Genomic DNA, 15,778 nt, shown 5'->3' with positions numbered 1-15,778 from the left:
CAAATCGGCACGTCGGTATAACGTCGGTATTACGTCGGTATTACGTCGGTAATTCCACAGCCTTATGCGCGGCGCCGGGATGAGCGCGCAACGGGTTCTGATCACCGCCGGGGCCTCGGGCATCGGGTTGGGATTGGCACGGCGCTTTGCTGAACGGGGTGACTGCGTGGCCATCTGTGATGCGGATGCGGACGCCGTGGCGCAGGTTCAGGCCGAATTCCCCGGTTTCATCGCCCGCCAGGCAGACGTGACCGACGAAACGCAGATGAATGCGTTTCTGGGTCAGGTCGAGGACGCCTGGGGCGGAGTCGATGTGGTCTGCGCCAACGCAGGCGTCGGCGGACCCGCAGGCCGGATCGAGGATCTGGAATACGGGGCCTGGCGCGATTGCGTGGCGGTGAACCTTTTCGGCGCCTTCCTGACCTGTCGCTGGGCCGCGCGGGTCATGCGGACGCAGGGTTCGGGGCTGATCATCCTCACTTCCTCAACCGCGGGGATGTTTGGCTACCCGTTGCGCTCACCCTATGCCGCCGCAAAATGGGGCATCGTCGGCCTGACCAAAACGCTGGCGATGGAACTGGGCCCCGCAGGCGTGCGGGTAAACTGCATCTGCCCCGGCGCGGTCGAGGGTGACCGGATGGAGCGCGTGCTGGCAAACGAGTCGGCGGCCACGGGCACACCGGTAGAAGAGTTGCGCGCCTCATATGTGGATTGTACCTCGCTCAAAAGCTGGGTGAGCGTCGACGATCTGGCGGATATCGCGCTGTTTCTGGCCTCCCCCGCTGCGGGCAAAATTAGCGGTCAGATTCTGGCCGTGGACGGACATACGGAGAGCATCAACTGATGACCAATACAGCGGCAATAATCGGCGGTGGTGTGATTGGCGGCGGATGGGCCGCGCGATTCCTGCTGAACGGATGGAACGTGCGTGTCTTTGACCCCGATCCCGAAGCTAAACGCAAGATTGGTGAGGTGCTGGCCAATGCGCGCCACGCGCTGCCAATGCTTTACGACTACGCGCTGCCGGCTGAGGGCATGTTGAGCTTTCACGACACGATCGCAGAGGCGGTTGCAGGGGCGGCGTGGATACAGGAAAGCGTGCCAGAGCGCCTTGAGATAAAACATAAGGTATTTCAAGAGGTTCAGACGCATAGCTTATCTGATGCTGTAATTGGATCATCAACCTCGGGATTCAAACCTTCTGAGTTGCAGGACGACGCTGCGCGACCCGAACAGATCCTGGTAACGCACCCTTTCAACCCGGTCTATCTGCTGCCGCTGATCGAAGTTGTGCCAACTGATAAGAACACGCCGGAAGCCATTGAAAAAACACAAGAGATTCTTTCAGGTCTTGGCCTCTATCCGCTGCTTGTCCGCAAAGAGATCGACGCCCATATCGCCGACCGTTTTCTGGAGGCGGTCTGGCGTGAGGCACTGTGGCTGGTCAAGGATGGGATTGCCACCACCGAAGAGATCGACAATGCGATCCGCTATGGGTTTGGCATCCGTTGGGCGCAGATGGGTTTGTTCGAAACCTATCGCGTGGCGGGGGGCGAAGCGGGCATGAAGCATTTCATGGCGCAGTTCGGCCCCGCGCTGAAATGGCCCTGGACCAAGCTGATGGATGTGCCGGAATTCACAGATGAGCTTGTCGATCTGATCGCCGGGCAATCGGATGATCAATCCGGACATCTGAGCATTCGGGAGTTGGAGCGCAAGCGTGACAACAACCTGATCGCGATGATGCGGGCGCTTAAGCAACAGGGTAATGCGGCGGGACGCCTGATCAAGGACCATCAGAAATCGCTGCGTCCAGTGCTGGACGATGCCAACCCGATTGTTTCGATGCGCCGCACTGTCCCCGTGGACTGGACCGACGTGAACGGGCACATGAACGAGGGGCGGTATGGGCAACTCTTCTCGGACGCGGCTGAGGAAATCATGGCCCATGTGGGCGCCGATGATGACTATATCGCGGGCGGGCTGAGCTATTTTACCGTTGAAACCACGGTAAAATATCTGGCTGAAACCCATGCCGGCGAAGAGATCGAGGTGCATACCCGCATCACCGAAGGCAAGGGCAAGAAACTGCGCTGTTTCCACGAGATGAAGCGCGCAAGCGACGGTGAATTGATGGCGACCTGCGACCAGTTCATGCTGCATGTCAGCCTGGAAACCCGGCGCACCTGCGATCCGGCAGATCACGTACGCGAAAAAGTCGAGGCGCTGGCCGCGCTCCACAAGGAGGATTGAGATGCAGTTTGGATTGACCGAAGAGCAGGACATGATCGTCTCGACCGTGCGCAGCTTTGTCGAGAACGAGATTTATCCGCATGAGGCCGAGGTGGAGCGCACCGGCATCGTCCCCGAAGATGTCGCCGAGCGCATCAAGCAGAAGACGATTGATCTGGGGTTCTATGCCTGCAACTTTCCCGAAGAGGTGGGTGGCGCGGGGCTGAATCATATGGAATTCGCACTGGTCGAGCGCGAGTTGGGGCGGGGCTGCATGGCGCTCAACCATTTCTTTGGCCGCCCGCAGAATATCCTGATGGCCTGTCAGGGTGAACAGCGTGAACGCTACCTGCTGCCTGCCGTGCGCGGTGAACGGATGGACGCGCTGGCCATGACGGAACCGGGGGCCGGGTCGGACGTACGGGGAATGAAATGCTCGGCCCGGCGCGATGGCGGTGATTGGGTGCTGAACGGCACCAAGCACTTTATCTCTGGCGCGAATCATGCTGATTTCATTATCGTTTTCGTGGCAACCGGTGAAGATGACACACCGCGTGGTCCGAAAAAACGCATCACCACTTTCCTTGTTGATCGCGGCACGCCGGGCTTTACCATTCGGGACGGGTACAACTCTGTCAGTCATCGCGGTTACAAGAATTGCATCCTTGAATTCGACGATTGCCGCCTGCCCGATGCACAGGTTCTGGGTGAGGTTGATGGCGGGTTCGCGGTGATGAACGAATGGCTTTATGCCACGCGGATCACGGTTGCCACCATGTCCGTCGGGCGCGCGCGGCGCTGTTTCGACATGGCGCTAAGCTATGCCGCTGAGCGCGAACAGTTCGGCCAGGCCATTGGCAAGTTCCAGGGCGTGAGTTTTCAGATCGCGGACATGATCACCGAAATTGACGCCGCCGACTGGCTGACGCTTTCGGCCGCCTGGCGGCTGGACCAGGGATTGCCGGCGAACCGCGAGATCGCCTCGGCCAAGGTTTATGCGTCCGAAATGCTGGCGCGGGTCACGGATGCGACCTTGCAGATCTATGGCGGTATGGGGCTGATGGACGATTTTCCGATCGAACGTTTCTGGCGCGATGCGCGGGTCGAACGGATCTGGGACGGCACCAGCGAAATCCAGCGTCACATCATCAGCCGCGAGCTGTTACGGCCCTTGGGTGCCTGAGACATGGCCGCACGATTTGCCCCAAGCGACAAGGCGCGGGCCTTTCTGGCCGATCCCGCGAACCGCATTACGTGGGATTTCAATGCCGAAGAGCTGCCTGCGATGCGTGCTTCTGACCGGGCAGAGGCCGAAAAGCGTGCGCCACGTCTGGCGGAACAACATGGTGTAACGCTCGGCTGGCAGGACATTGCCGGGGTTCCGTCGCTGCTGATCACGCCCGAAAAGCGGTGCGGCGACGATCAGGTGCTCTATCTCTTTGGCGGTTCGTTCATCATGGGCGGCCCACTGGAGGATCTGGTGATCAGCGCAACGCTTGCCGGACAAAGCGACATGCAGGTAATCTCACCCGCCTATGCGCTGGCCCCGGAAGCCCCCTTTCCCGCGGGGTTGAACGATGTGCTGAAAGTGGCGCGACATGTTCAACCAAGGGCAGTTGTCGGCGAATCTGCGGGCGGTAATTTCGCGCTATCAGTGGCCCGACAGCTTGTGGACGACGGTGCCGGGATCGCAGCACTTGCCCTGTTGTCGCCCGCCGCAGATATGTCGCCGGCCTTCGACCCCGATGATGCAGCCGATGATCCGACGCTTTATCCGCCATTGGTTGCGACGATGCCCGGCATATATGCGCCCGAGACCGACCCCTTTGATGACCGACTGTCGCCACTTTACGGCAATTTCGGTCCCGATTGGCCGCCCTGCCTGATCACGACCGGAACACGGGACAGGTTTGCCGGCCCCTGCGCACGACTTGCGCGCGCCATGCGAGAGGCGGGCGCCGAGGTGGACCTGCGGCTGTGGGACGGAATGTGGCATGTCTTTGAATATTATGAGGGCATTCCGGAAAGCGCTGCATCTCTGCGAGAAATCGCCGCCTTCCTTTCCGCGCATTGCAGGACGGAACGATGACCCGGCTGGTTTGCAGGACTATGGCGATAGGGGGTCGACAATTCTCCGGAGGTGGCGATGCGTGATCTGTCGCGGTTGCTACGCCCCAAATCCATCGCCGTCATCGGCGGGGGTGCGTGGTGCACATCGGTGGTCGAGCAATGCCTGAAAATGGGCTTTGCCGGGGAAATCTGGCCAGTGCATCCCAAGCGGGCCGAAGTTGGCGGTGTCGCCGCCCTGCCCGCGCTTGCCGACCTGCCCGGGGTTCCCGATGCCAGCTTCATCGGCGTCAATCGGCACCTGACGATCGAGACCGTGCGAGCGCTGCGCGAGATGGGTGCCGGGGGCGCGGTGTGCTTTGCCAGCGGTTTTCGCGAGGCGCAGGCTGAAACCGGCGATGGGGATAGCCTGCAAGCCGCCCTGCTGGAAGCGGCGGGTAATATGCCCATCGTTGGTCCCAATTGTTACGGGTTCATCAACTATCTGGATGGTGCACTGTTGTGGCCGGATCAGCATGGCGGATTACGCACGGAAAATGGCGTGGCGATCCTGACTCAAAGTTCGAACATGGCGATTAACCTGACCATGCAGGCCCGTGGGCTGCCGCTGGCCTATGTTGTCACCGTCGGAAATCAGGCCCAGATCGGGCTGGCGCAGATTGGCCGGGGCTTGCTGGCTGACCCGCGCGTGACCGCGCTTGGCCTGCATATCGAGGGCATCGGAGATTTACGCGCATTCGAAGCTTTGGCGGCTGAGGCGCACCGGCTGGGCAAACCGCTGGTTGCGTTGAAAGCGGGAAAATCCGAGCAAGCGCGCGCTGCGGCGGTTTCACATACCGCGTCACTGGCCGGGAGTGATGCGGGCGCACGGGCATTGCTGACGCGGCTTGGGATTGCACAGGTCAACAGCCTGACGGCGCTTCTGGAAACGCTCAAGCTATTGCATTTCGCCGGGCCGTTGCCTTCCTCCCGCATCGTTTCAATGTCTTGCTCAGGCGGCGAAGCCAGCCTGATGGCCGATAGCGCCGTGGGGCGCGAAATCAGCTTTCCCCCCCTTACGAAGGATCAGCATGACGGCCTGCGCGCGGCGCTTGGCCCGATGGTAGCACTGGCCAACCCCTTGGATTACCATACGTTTATCTGGGATGACACCGAAGCGATGGCCGCGACATTCACCGCCGCCCTGTCTGCGGATATCGCTTTGGGCTGCCTGATCACGGATTATCCGCGCTCCGACCGGTGCGACACTGCGGCCTGGAACTGCACGATCGCTGCAGGGCAGCGCGCCAGCCAGGCCGCCGGAACGCCACTGGCCATCGTATCGACCTTGCCCGAAGCCCTATCCGAAGATGTCGCGGCCCGCATGACCGAGGCGGGTCTGATTCCGATGCATGGGCTAGACGATACATTGACGGCGATCGAGGCGGCAGCTTTTGTTGGCCGCGCCGCGCCCTGCCCCGATCCATTGCTATTGCCCGGTCCTGTGACAGAACCGCGATTGCTGAACGAAGCCGATGCCAAGGCGGCGCTGGCCGAGTTTGGCCTGGAAACGCCCAGATCCGCGCGCGCAGCCATGCGAGAGGCCCTGCCCGACGCGGTGGCCGGGCTGTCGTTGCCCGTGGTTTTGAAAGCCGAAGGGTTGGCACACAAGACCGAGACAGGCGGCGTGGCCATCGGACTGCAAACCGCCGAGGCGGTCATCGACGCGGCAGCAAAAATGCCGGCTGAGAGTTTCCTGGTGGAAGAGATGATCAGCGGAACGGTTGCCGAATTGCTGATCGGTGTTGTGCGCGATCCGGCGCATGGCTTTGTCCTGACGCTGGCGGCGGGCGGCACCCTGACCGAGATTTTGCAGGACAGCACATCGCTGTTGCTGCCCACGACCGAAGACGAGATTTCCAACGCCCTCGACCGATTGCGCATCGCCCCACTGCTAGCTGGGTATCGCGGAAAACCCGGGGCGAGCCGCGCAGCGATCATCACGTCGGTGCTGGCGGTGCAGGCCTATGTCAGCGCCCATGCCAAGTGTCTTGACGAGGTCGAGATAAACCCGCTTATCTGCACGCCAACCCGGGCGGTTGCTGCGGATGCCCTGATCAGGATCGGAGAAGACGAATGACAGACAGCCCCATCAAGACCGAACGGCGCGGCGCGATTTTCGAGGTGACGCTGGACCGACCCAAAGCCAACGCGATTGATCTGAAAACCAGCCGGATCATGGGGGATGTGTTTCAGGAATTCCGCGATGACCCGACCTTGCGGGTGGCAATCATCACCGGCGCGGGCGAGAAGTTCTTTTGCCCCGGTTGGGATCTGAAAGCTGCTGCCGATGGCGATGCGGTGGACGGGGATTACGGCGTTGGCGGGTTTGGCGGCATCCAGGAAATGCGTGCAATGAACAAGCCGATCATCGCCGCCGTGAATGGCATCTGCTGTGGCGGCGGGCTGGAACTGGCGCTGAGTGCCGACATCATTCTGGCCGCGGATCATGCCAGTTTTGCCCTACCGGAAATTCGGTCTGGCACGGTTGCCGATGCGGCGTCAGTCAAGTTGCCCAAGCGCATCCCCTATCATATCGCGATGGAAATGCTGCTGACCGGGCGGTGGATCGACGCCGAAGAGGCCGCACGGTGGGGCATGATCAATCGCATCCATTCGGGGGCGGAATTGCTTGAAGAAGCGCGCGCGCTGGCCGATCATCTGGCCTCGGGCCCGCCGCTGGTTTACGCCGCGATCAAGGAAATCGTGCGCGAGGCCGAAGCGATGACATTTCAGGATGCCATGAACCGCATCACCCAGCGCCAGTTCGGCACGGTCGATGTGCTTTATGCGTCAGAGGATCAGATGGAGGGCGCGCGCGCATTTGCCGAAAAACGAGATCCCGTCTGGAAAGGCAAATAAGCGGGCCTTGGCCGGCCCTCTGGGTGCAACCCAGTGGCCGGGCTTATCTGTGGCCGTTCTGAAGCTGGCCTGAGCGCATGTTGCCCTTGCCCCGGTTACTGCTTCTTTTCAGTTGGCGTTTCTTTGCGATCACCTCGTCGCGGGGCAGCCAGATATAGCGCCGGTCTTCCAGTGTTTTTGACCAGAACACCTCTCCGCCCTTGCGCCAGGGATCAAGTATGATGCCCTGGCGGAAATCATCACCCTTGCGGCTGATGATCGCTGTGCTGTGTTCTAGCCGGATGTTGAACGAATTGGCCACGGCGCGATGCATATCAAGCGTCTTGAAGTTTTCCTGCTTCAACCGCGCCTCGATATCCTGCGCCCAATGCCAGCAGAGGCCACGGGGTTTCTTGCCCAAGTTCACCTTGGTGTTGTGGATCAGCGGGCCGTCGGTGATCTGGTATTCCTGCGCCAATTGGTAGGTATAATTATACGTGACCCGCGCTGCACGCATGGCTTCTTCGGCGTTAACTTCGGGCCCCAGCGCCTGAATTTCCTGCGCCAGCGCGGCGATTTCCTGTGCAGTTCCGGGGGCGGGCAGATTGGCGCGCGCAGTGGCGATGTCTCCGATCAGGAGAAATGACAACAAGAGGAGGCAACTTGTGACGATTTTCATGGCACGCTGGCAAATCCGACTTCTTTCCTGTCAGAGCTAGCCGCAATAGGCTCGCTTGTCGAGTGAGCGCGGGCTGACAATTCCGTGTGGATCATGCGTGTGGTTTCTTGCGACGCGGCGCTGACCAGAAGTGATCACCTTCCCGGCATGGCAACAACACGATCGCCGCCGCGCAAGGACGCGTCAAAGAGGACATGTTGCCCGCGCCCCCGGTCCTTGGCCGCGTAGAGCGCAACATCAGCGTCATCCATCATCTGCTCAAGTGCGGGCATCTTGTAATCGCAGCTGAGTGTTGCACCGATACTGGCGGAAATCCGGCAGGTCTGGGCGTTGAAATCAATCGGCTCCTCCAGACGGGCGATCAGTCGGTCGGCGATTTCCGATACCCTTGGGCGGTTGGTCAACCCGGCGAAGATCAGGACAAATTCATCGCCACCGGTTCTGACAATGGTATCTTCGCTGCGGGTTTCATTGACCATGATCTGCGCAACGCGTTGCAAAACGTAATCCCCGGCCGCGTGACCCATATTGTCGTTCACAGCCTTGAAGTAATCGAGATCCAGGTTCATCAGGGCGAAATCCTGCTCGGTCTCCATCATGCGGTTGAGCACATGATCCATCGCGCGGCGGTTTCTGAGCCCGGTCAGGGTGTCGGTAAATGCCTGTTCTTCCGCTGCGACCTTTGCGCCTTGCAGGCGCAGGTTCAGTTTGCGCGATGCCTCCATCGCGGCGGATTTAGCTTCGACCAGATACAGCATTTCGACTGCCAGATCGGTGGCGGCAAAATCTGCGCTGGTCAGCGAGAAATCGTTCACCGCATCCAAGACCGAGATGCCGAAAGACAGATTGATGATGGCACCACCCGGGGGACCGAAGGTGGTGTCCTTGCCCAGCGGCACAAGGATGCCCTTCAACTCGGTCCGGGGTGCGGCGCGAAGCTTTAGATGAAGTTTTACACCTGCCATCGCGCGAAGGTCTTTCATCGTTGTTGCGGCCCGTGGGCGCTTCAGCTCAAACGCCTCAAGGAAACGTGCGCCAAGCGCATCGCCGGAAGCGAAAAGCTTGTGCGTAGAGGCACCAGCATGAACGATGTGGCCGGTATGATCCACCACCGCATGCATGGGACAAATCACATTCAGCAAGGTGCCAATGTCATGAAGGTTGTTAACGTCACTCATCCTGCTCGTACCCCCAGTTCGAAATCGCGGCCCGAGGCAAAGGCGGTTTCCAGCAATCGCACATCAATGATTTCGCGCCCGTCGCGCCCGCCCTTGTGTTCCAAAAAGACCAACGCGCCGTAATCGTCGGCCATTGCCCTGAGCAGACCGGTGACGACATGTCCGAACCCCGGCATGCGCACCTGATCGGAATGTACGGTCAGGCAAAAGAAATCGGTCGCAAATTCACGCAGTTCCAGACCGGGTAGATCCAGATCTGAAACGGCGAGTTGTGTGCGTGCCGGAAGGTCATCAAGTGAATGCAGAAAATCAACAAAATTGACACCGCTGAACCGCAGCAACCGGCGCAACGCCTCACAACTTGGATGCGACACCAGATAGGTGCCGATATCTTCCAGCACGTCTGCCGTGGGTTTATCCAGGCTGCTGGACAATTCGTCCAGAAGACGTGCCGTCAGTTCGTCGTCATAGGTCAGCATGGATTCGAATTCGGTGAACCCTAAATCCAGTTTTTGTGTGAGGCCAATCCACACATCACGACCATAAGTGTCGCGCACAAATCTTTCTATCGACCTGTTAATTAACCCGTGCATTTCCCGCTCCATTTTCCTTGGTGCAAGATGACATTGCGGGGTTAACAAGCGCCCAACAGTTTCAATTGTCTGCATTAGTTCAGGACGGTCATCGCACAGGCAAAAAAGCCCTCCGCTGCGTGTCGATCGTCATAAATAACAGGGGTTGTATCACTCTCTATCCGACCGCCAATTTACGCGCCAATCGGTTCTGATGCTCAATTGTGCGCGCCAGATCAATCGTGCACAGGCTGCCGTCGCGTACGACCTGCCTGCCCTCGATCAGAAGATCGTGCACCTTTGTGGTCCCTGCCAGCAATAGCGCGGCCGGATCCCAGCTTCCGGCGGCCTCAATGCCGGTGACATCCCAGATCGCAATATCCGCGCGTTTTCCGATGCTTACCTGACCGCAATCGTCCCGGCCCAGAACCTGGGCGCCGCCACGGGTTGCGATTTCCAGCGCCTCACGTGCACTCATGGCGTCGGCACCATTTGCCACCCTCTGCAACAACATTGCCTGGCGTGCTTCCTGTGCCAGGTTGCCCGTATCGTTGCTGGCGGAACCGTCTACGCCCAGCCCCACGGGCACGCCCGCATCGCGCATGGCGCGCACCGGGGCGATCCCCGATCCCAAGCGGCAATTCGAACACGGGCAATGGGCCACACCAGTCTTTGTCCGGGCAAAAAGTTCGATCTCTTTTCCATCCAATTTTACGCAATGGGCGTGCCAGACGTCCTCCCCGGTCCAGCCCAGATCCTCGGCATACTGGCCCGGACGACACCCGAACTGCGCCTGTGAATACGCGATATCCTCGTCATTTTCTGCCAGGTGAGTGTGCATCCGGACGCCCTTGTCGCGGGCCAGAAGGGCAGCGTCGCGCATCAACTCACGGCTGACGGAAAAGGGTGAACAGGGTGCCACGCCAACCCGACACATCGAACCTTCGCGCGGGTCATGGAAGGTGTCGATCACGCGAATGCTGTCTTCAAGGATCGCCGCCTCACCCTCGACCAGCGTGTCGGGCGGCAGGCCACCGGCGCTTTCGCCGATGCTCATCGCGCCGCGTGTTGGATGAAAACGCAAGCCGATTTCCTGCGCGGCCTCAATGGTGTCTTCCAGACGGGCGCCATTGGGAAACAGATAGAGGTGATCGGAGCTGAGCGTACAGCCTGAAAGCGCCAGTTCGGCCAGACCGATCAGCGCCGAAACACGCATTTCCTCAGGGCCGAAGCGCGCCCAGATCGGGTAGAGCGTTTGCAACCAGCCAAAGAGCAGCGCATCCTGCCCCCCCGGCACGGCACGGGTCAGCGACTGATAGAGATGGTGATGGGTGTTCACCAGACCCGGTGTCACCAGACGACCCCGCGCCAGAATAACCTCACCATTGGTCTGCAACCCCTGCCCGATTTCAGCAATAACACCATCCCGGATCAGGATATCGGCATGTTGCAGCTCTTGTCGCGCGTCGTCCATTGTCAGGATGTGGTCTGCATCCCGGATCAGAATTTCCACCATCGGAATTGCCCTTTTCAACTGTGCCGACCCCCTCGGACACATCTGAGCAAGAGCGGCGGAAAGGGGCAAAGAACCGCTCTGTTCGGGAATGGTAGCGCCGGGCGGCGCGGCTAATCAAGCCACGCGCGAGAGAATTTCCAAGGCAGCGTCATGTTGCTGGCGACCGGCAGCCGCCAATATCCGGCCCCCTTGATGCGCCGGGCCACCCTGCCAATTGGTGACGATGCCACCCGCCGCTTCGATCACGGCCAATGGCGCCTGAATGTCATAGATCTGCAAACCGGATTCGATCACCAGGTCAATCTGACCCGCCGCCAAAAGCGCATAGGCATAGCAATCCATGCCATAACGGGTGAGTTTGACCTTGCTGGCCACCTCTTTGAACGCCGCGCCTTCCTCTGGTGTGCCGACCTCGGGGAAGGTGGTATAGAGCACGGCGTCACCAAGCGGGCTGTCACCGCGTACCCGGAGCTGACGCTCTCCCAGTGGGCCGATGACACGGGCCTGTCCCAACCCGCCTTCGAACCGTTCACCGATATAGGGTTGATCAACCACGCCGTAGATCGGGCCGTTGTCATCCGAAAGCGCGATCAACACCCCCCAGGTCGGTGTGCCGGACATGAAACCGCGCGTGCCATCAATCGGGTCCAGCACCCAGGTCAGCCCGCTTTCACCGGGTTGGGTGCCGTATTCTTCGCCTAGAATACCGTCTTGCGGGCGCATTTGTGCCAGCACATCGCGCATCGCCCGTTCGGTCGCACGGTCGCCTTCGGTCACGGGGTCAAACCCCTGCCCGGCCTTGTTGTCAGCCGTCAGGCCCTCTGATCGGAAATAAGGTAAAACTGCTGCCCGCGCAGCATCTGCCACCGCATGAGCGGTGGCAATAATGTTTTCATTGTCCATAAGGCTCTGTTCCCATGCTGCGTTTTGCAGCATGAGTAGACAGAATTCAGACCAGTCTCAAGCGACGTCGCTTAGAACCCGCGCCAGATCGAACAGGCGGCGGCGTTGGTTTTCCGGGATCGCGTAATATGACCGCACCAGATCAAGCGCTTCCTTATCCCCCAAAAGGTCGGAAGGCACCGAACTGCCATCCTCACGTTCTGTGCTTTCGCTATCCAGCCCTTCAAAGAAAAAGCTGACTTCGACGTCAAGAGCGTCGGCAATATCCCAGAGCCGGGAAGCGCTGACGCGATTGGCCCCGGTTTCATATTTCTGGATCTGCTGGAATTTGATTCCAACACTTTCGGCCAGTTGCTGCTGTGTCATTCCGACAAGCCAGCGGCGATGGCGAATACGTTTACCGACGTGTACGTCGACGGGGTGCGGCATGGTTATTCCTTCCTTTAACTGCCCCAAGCAATCGAAGCCTGAAGCATCGAGTGCGGTGGGGGTAATATTTACCGTTCATCACGCCGCGCATCCCTGCAGCGCGCCGCAAAGGTAACATTATGCGGTTAAAATACAAGAAATTTTACTATACGATAAAGTGACCTATCCAAATGAGAAACAATCTAGACTTGCACCTATCCTTAAGGTTAGGGGGCTTGCAATTGGCTATGGCCGTTTGACAAGGCCGCTCCGCTTCGTTTACGCCCGCAAAGAGCACGTAAACATAGCCACAAAATGTGAAGAGCCCCACAATGCGCGCCTTTCAGATTCAATCTTTCGACCATCCGCCACGCTTGTCCGAGATACCGATGGCCGAGCCAAAAACGGGTGAAATTCGATTAAAAATAAGCGCTTGCGGGCTTAACTTTGCCGATCTGTTGATGGCGAAAGGCACCTATCAGGAAACGCCCGAGCCGCCTTTCACCCTGGGATTGGAAGTTGCCGGCGTCATTGACGCAATCGGCCCCGAGACGTCGGCGCCACCGGTCGGCACGAGGGTCGCCGTTTTCGGTGGCCAGGGCGGTCTGGCCGATTATGGGTGCTTTCCGGCAGACCGGGCTGTTGCCTTGCCGGAAACATTGAATTTCGCAGACGCCGCCGCTTTTCAGATCGCCTATGGTACCAGCCATGTGGCGCTGGACTATAAGGCGCGGCTGCAACCCGGGGAAACCCTGCTGGTGCTGGGGGCCGCTGGCGGCGTCGGCCTGACGGCCATCGAAATCGGCAAGCTGATGGGCGCGCGGGTGATTGCCTGCGCGCGCGGCGCGGACAAGCTGGAGGTCGCTCGCGCTGCCGGGGCGGATCACCTGATCGACGCCAAGACCGAAGACATACGCGCGGTCTGCAAATCGCTGGGCGGGCTGGATGTAGTCTATGATCCGGTCGGCGGTGATCAATTCAAGGCAGCCTTCCGCGCCTGTAACCCCGAGGCGCGCATTCTGCCGATCGGTTTTGCCAGTGGTGACGTGCCGCAAATCCCGGCCAATCACCTGCTGGTCAAAAACATCAGCGTCATGGGCCTTTACTGGGGAGCATATCTGAAATTCCGTCCCCAAGTGGTCACCGAAAGCCTCAAAACCCTGCTTGAATGGTACGAGGCCGGACGCCTCAAACCCCATGTCAGCCATGCCCTGCCGCTGGAAAAGGCTGCGGATGCGCTGGAATTGCTGCGCAGCCGCAAATCAACCGGCAAGGTTGTCGTTACGATTGATTGACGACGGCGGATTCACTGGTACAAAACGCATTTCTGACCATCACCGCCAGCTGCTCGACCAACTCATTCCGCGGCATGCGCCCGCCGTACATGTTTATTTTCTGAACGCCCAGGTCGGGCAGGTTAGCGGCCGCAGGCACCATCTCAAGATGTCGAGGCGCGCTGCCTTCCAATATGGTTGTGACGGCCAAATCGGCACTTACCGTCGCCTCGATCGCGCCGTCAGAGTTTGAATCAATCGCATTTTCCCAATCGATTTCCGCCCGCTCAAGCTTTTCGATGGCTCCGGCGCGAAACAGGCAATTGCGGCAATTGGCCAGTTGCAAAGGCCGTTTCTTCCACACCACGCCATTTTGTGCGCCATACCAGCGAAGAGGTACTTCGGTCATGACCTCCCCACCGGGGCCGACGATGGTTTCGGTGGTCAGGATCAGATCCATCTCACCCTGCCCATAGGATTCGATCAAGGCGGTCGAATAGGACGAGTTCAACAATACCTTGACCCTGGGAAAGGCGGCATTGAACTGTTTCAGAACCCGCGGGATCACCGGGTAGATGATGTCATGCGGCACGCCAAAGGTGATCTCACCCTCCCAGACCTGATCGGTCAGACGTCCAACCACTTCGTCATTCAGATCAACCAGACGGCGCGCATAGCTAAGAAGCTGCTCACCCGAGGGTGTCAGGGCAATCTTGCGGTTGCTGCGATCCAGCAAATCTATGCCCAGAAGTTCTTCGAGCCGCTTGAGCTGCATCGACACGGCCGATTGCGTCAGGTTCAGCGCCGACGCGGCACGGGTGACACCGCCATAGTCGGAGACCGCAACGAATGACCGCAGTGTCGTGATGTCCAGATTTCTCATTCATCACACTCCTTGATGATATCCCTCACAAACATTCGTTTTCAATATGGCATGAATTCTGAGAAAAGATCAACATATGAAATGAAAGACGAACGAACCATCAGAGAATCGAAAGGAAACACCATGACATTCCTGTCCCATTCCAGCCCCATCCGTCGCCCTGCACCCACCCTGGGTACGTCGCTTAGGGATGTATTGTCGGTCTACCGTCAACGCCGCGCATTGGCACAGCTGGACGACGCTGCTTTGCTTGATCTTGGGATCACCCGCGAAGAAGCCGAGACGGAATCCCGGCGGCACTTCTGGGACATGCCCGAAAATTAAGCTGATTGGCGGGCGAAATACTCTGTTTCCTTCACCGGAAAACCTTGAAAACATGGACCAACTAACCGATATTAAGCGCAACGGCTCCTTTGAGGGGCCTGACAGTTCACTTATCGGAGGTTTAGATGGCTGAATTTGACACAATCCGGGGCGTCGCAGGCACGCGTACCGCCGAGATTGATCAGGGCCTGCGCGCCCATATGAACAAGGTCTACGGAACGATGTCCGTGGGCATGTTGATCACATTCGCGGCTGCTTGGGCCATTGGCAATAACGCCGCGATGATGGAAACACTCTTCACCGGCATGACCCGCTGGGTGGTGATGTTCGCCCCGCTGATCATGGTTTTCGCCTTTGGCGCCATGATCAACAAGCTGTCAGCCGCTGCGGCGCAGCTGTTCTTCTACGCTTTCGCTGCGGTGATGGGCGTTTCGATCAGCTACATCTTCGTGGTCTTCACCGACTTCTCGATTGCGCAGGTTTTCCTGACAACGGCAATCGCTTTCGCCGGCCTGTCGCTTTGGGGGTACACCACCAAGAAGGACATTTCCGGCTGGGGTAGCTTCCTTATCATGGGTGTGATTGGTCTGATCGTTGCGTCGATCATCAACATCTTCTTGGGCTCGCCCGCGATCATGTTCGCAATCTCGATCCTGGGTGTGCTGATCTTTGCCGGTCTGACGGCATATGACACGCAGAACATCAAGAACACCTACTTGGCCCACGCCCACAACGGCGATTCCGAGTGGCTGGGCAAGGCCGCGATCATGGGCGCGTTGAACCTGTATCTGGACTTCATCAACATGTTCATGTTCCTGCTGCAACTTCTTGGAAACCGCGAATAATCGCTGGAACATCTGTA

16 protein-coding genes are annotated in these 15,778 nt (G+C 59.1%); 9 read left to right on the top strand and 7 right to left on the bottom strand.

Annotated elements, in window-relative coordinates; genetic code table 11:
* The first annotated feature begins 79 nt into the window (after positions 1 to 79).
* Genes Q1B27_RS19620 through Q1B27_RS19595 form a run of 6 tightly spaced genes read left to right on the top strand, consistent with a single transcriptional unit; the run spans position 80 to position 7,200 of the window.
* Positions 80 to 844: an SDR family oxidoreductase gene (locus tag Q1B27_RS19620; protein WP_299850210.1), complete on the top strand. Its 765-nt coding sequence runs from the start codon at positions 80 to 82 to the stop codon at positions 842 to 844.
* A complete protein-coding gene (locus Q1B27_RS19615; protein WP_299850208.1) occupies positions 844 to 2,253 on the top strand; it encodes a carnitine 3-dehydrogenase in 1,410 nt (469 codons plus the stop codon). The genes Q1B27_RS19620 and Q1B27_RS19615 overlap by 1 nt, the downstream gene beginning before the upstream one ends.
* A gap of 1 nt (position 2,254) precedes the next feature.
* Complete coding sequence (locus Q1B27_RS19610) at positions 2,255 to 3,415, top strand: acyl-CoA dehydrogenase family protein (RefSeq protein WP_299850206.1); 1,161 nt, start codon at positions 2,255 to 2,257, stop codon at positions 3,413 to 3,415.
* A gap of 3 nt (positions 3,416 to 3,418) precedes the next feature.
* Positions 3,419 to 4,321 carry an alpha/beta hydrolase fold domain-containing protein gene (locus tag Q1B27_RS19605; RefSeq protein ID WP_299850204.1) on the top strand — a complete coding sequence of 301 codons (903 nt, stop codon included), beginning with the start codon at positions 3,419 to 3,421 and terminating at the stop codon, positions 4,319 to 4,321.
* 57 nt (positions 4,322 to 4,378) lie between these two features.
* On the top strand, positions 4,379 to 6,418 hold the full coding sequence (locus Q1B27_RS19600; RefSeq protein ID WP_299850202.1) for an acetate--CoA ligase family protein: 2,040 nt from the start codon (positions 4,379 to 4,381) through the stop codon (positions 6,416 to 6,418).
* Positions 6,415 to 7,200, top strand: a complete 786-nt coding sequence (locus Q1B27_RS19595) for a carnitinyl-CoA dehydratase (protein WP_299850200.1) — start codon at positions 6,415 to 6,417, stop codon at positions 7,198 to 7,200. Before Q1B27_RS19600 ends, Q1B27_RS19595 begins: the two co-directional genes overlap by 4 nt.
* Positions 7,201 to 7,243: 43 nt before the next feature.
* On the opposite strand, the gene Q1B27_RS19590 is transcribed toward Q1B27_RS19595, so the two are convergent.
* The 6 genes from Q1B27_RS19590 to Q1B27_RS19565 form a co-directional block, all read right to left on the bottom strand.
* Positions 7,244 to 7,858, bottom strand: coding sequence for a hypothetical protein (locus Q1B27_RS19590; RefSeq protein ID WP_299850198.1), 615 nt, complete (start codon positions 7,856 to 7,858; stop codon positions 7,244 to 7,246).
* Positions 7,859 to 7,992: 134 nt separating this feature from the next.
* Positions 7,993 to 9,036 (bottom strand): GGDEF domain-containing protein, encoded by a 1,044-nt coding sequence (locus Q1B27_RS19585; RefSeq protein ID WP_299850196.1) that lies wholly within the window; start codon positions 9,034 to 9,036, stop codon positions 7,993 to 7,995.
* A complete protein-coding gene (locus tag Q1B27_RS19580) occupies positions 9,033 to 9,629 on the bottom strand; it encodes a heme NO-binding domain-containing protein (RefSeq protein ID WP_299850194.1) in 597 nt (198 codons plus the stop codon). Before Q1B27_RS19580 ends, Q1B27_RS19585 begins: the two co-directional genes overlap by 4 nt.
* A gap of 157 nt (positions 9,630 to 9,786) precedes the next feature.
* A complete protein-coding gene (locus Q1B27_RS19575; protein WP_299850192.1) occupies positions 9,787 to 11,124 on the bottom strand; it encodes an 8-oxoguanine deaminase in 1,338 nt (445 codons plus the stop codon).
* A 114-nt stretch (positions 11,125 to 11,238) separates the two neighbouring features.
* Entirely contained in the window at positions 11,239 to 12,027 is a 789-nt protein-coding gene (gene hisN, locus Q1B27_RS19570) for a histidinol-phosphatase (RefSeq protein ID WP_299850190.1), read from the bottom strand.
* A gap of 57 nt (positions 12,028 to 12,084) precedes the next feature.
* Positions 12,085 to 12,456 (bottom strand): helix-turn-helix transcriptional regulator, encoded by a 372-nt coding sequence (locus tag Q1B27_RS19565; RefSeq protein WP_299850188.1) that lies wholly within the window; start codon positions 12,454 to 12,456, stop codon positions 12,085 to 12,087.
* Between the two features lie 311 nt (positions 12,457 to 12,767).
* On the opposite strand from Q1B27_RS19565, the gene Q1B27_RS19560 reads away from it, so the two are divergent.
* On the top strand, positions 12,768 to 13,730 hold the full coding sequence (locus Q1B27_RS19560) for an NADPH:quinone oxidoreductase family protein (protein ID WP_299850186.1): 963 nt from the start codon (positions 12,768 to 12,770) through the stop codon (positions 13,728 to 13,730).
* On the opposite strand, the gene Q1B27_RS19555 is transcribed toward Q1B27_RS19560, so the two are convergent.
* Complete coding sequence (locus tag Q1B27_RS19555; RefSeq protein ID WP_299850184.1) at positions 13,717 to 14,592, bottom strand: LysR family transcriptional regulator; 876 nt, start codon at positions 14,590 to 14,592, stop codon at positions 13,717 to 13,719. The genes Q1B27_RS19560 and Q1B27_RS19555 overlap by 14 nt on opposite strands.
* 123 nt (positions 14,593 to 14,715) lie before the next feature.
* On the opposite strand from Q1B27_RS19555, the gene Q1B27_RS19550 reads away from it, so the two are divergent.
* Both Q1B27_RS19550 and Q1B27_RS19545 read left to right on the top strand, forming a co-directional pair.
* On the top strand, positions 14,716 to 14,916 hold the full coding sequence (locus tag Q1B27_RS19550; protein ID WP_299850182.1) for a DUF1127 domain-containing protein: 201 nt from the start codon (positions 14,716 to 14,718) through the stop codon (positions 14,914 to 14,916).
* A gap of 125 nt (positions 14,917 to 15,041) precedes the next feature.
* Complete coding sequence (locus tag Q1B27_RS19545) at positions 15,042 to 15,761, top strand: Bax inhibitor-1/YccA family protein (RefSeq protein ID WP_299850180.1); 720 nt, start codon at positions 15,042 to 15,044, stop codon at positions 15,759 to 15,761.
* Positions 15,762 to 15,778: the final 17 nt, after the last annotated feature.

Source organism: uncultured Roseovarius sp. (genome assembly GCF_947489715.1).
GTDB lineage: Bacteria > Pseudomonadota > Alphaproteobacteria > Rhodobacterales > Rhodobacteraceae > Roseovarius.
Note: the sequence above shows the minus strand (reverse complement) of the source record. Positions and strands in the feature narration are given on the sequence as shown.

What these genes read in the sequence shown, in the direction of transcription:
- Q1B27_RS19585 (WP_299850196.1), bottom strand. Translation starts at nt 9,036, where the DNA reads ATGAGTGACGTTAACAACCTTCATGACATTGGCACCTTGCTGAATGTG.
- Q1B27_RS19560 (WP_299850186.1), top strand. Translation starts at nt 12,768, where the DNA reads ATGCGCGCCTTTCAGATTCAATCTTTCGACCATCCGCCACGCTTGTCC.
- Q1B27_RS19580 (WP_299850194.1), bottom strand. Translation starts at nt 9,629, where the DNA reads ATGCACGGGTTAATTAACAGGTCGATAGAAAGATTTGTGCGCGACACT.
- Q1B27_RS19590 (WP_299850198.1), bottom strand. Translation starts at nt 7,858, where the DNA reads ATGAAAATCGTCACAAGTTGCCTCCTCTTGTTGTCATTTCTCCTGATC.
- Q1B27_RS19575 (WP_299850192.1), bottom strand. Translation starts at nt 11,124, where the DNA reads ATGGTGGAAATTCTGATCCGGGATGCAGACCACATCCTGACAATGGAC.
- Q1B27_RS19550 (WP_299850182.1), top strand. Translation starts at nt 14,716, where the DNA reads ATGACATTCCTGTCCCATTCCAGCCCCATCCGTCGCCCTGCACCCACC.
- Q1B27_RS19610 (WP_299850206.1), top strand. Translation starts at nt 2,255, where the DNA reads ATGCAGTTTGGATTGACCGAAGAGCAGGACATGATCGTCTCGACCGTG.
- Q1B27_RS19615 (WP_299850208.1), top strand. Translation starts at nt 844, where the DNA reads ATGACCAATACAGCGGCAATAATCGGCGGTGGTGTGATTGGCGGCGGA.
- Q1B27_RS19620 (WP_299850210.1), top strand. Translation starts at nt 80, where the DNA reads ATGAGCGCGCAACGGGTTCTGATCACCGCCGGGGCCTCGGGCATCGGG.
- Q1B27_RS19605 (WP_299850204.1), top strand. Translation starts at nt 3,419, where the DNA reads ATGGCCGCACGATTTGCCCCAAGCGACAAGGCGCGGGCCTTTCTGGCC.
- Q1B27_RS19545 (WP_299850180.1), top strand. Translation starts at nt 15,042, where the DNA reads ATGGCTGAATTTGACACAATCCGGGGCGTCGCAGGCACGCGTACCGCC.
- Q1B27_RS19565 (WP_299850188.1), bottom strand. Translation starts at nt 12,456, where the DNA reads ATGCCGCACCCCGTCGACGTACACGTCGGTAAACGTATTCGCCATCGC.
- Q1B27_RS19555 (WP_299850184.1), bottom strand. Translation starts at nt 14,592, where the DNA reads ATGAGAAATCTGGACATCACGACACTGCGGTCATTCGTTGCGGTCTCC.
- Q1B27_RS19595 (WP_299850200.1), top strand. Translation starts at nt 6,415, where the DNA reads ATGACAGACAGCCCCATCAAGACCGAACGGCGCGGCGCGATTTTCGAG.
- Q1B27_RS19600 (WP_299850202.1), top strand. Translation starts at nt 4,379, where the DNA reads ATGCGTGATCTGTCGCGGTTGCTACGCCCCAAATCCATCGCCGTCATC.
- hisN (WP_299850190.1), bottom strand. Translation starts at nt 12,027, where the DNA reads ATGGACAATGAAAACATTATTGCCACCGCTCATGCGGTGGCAGATGCT.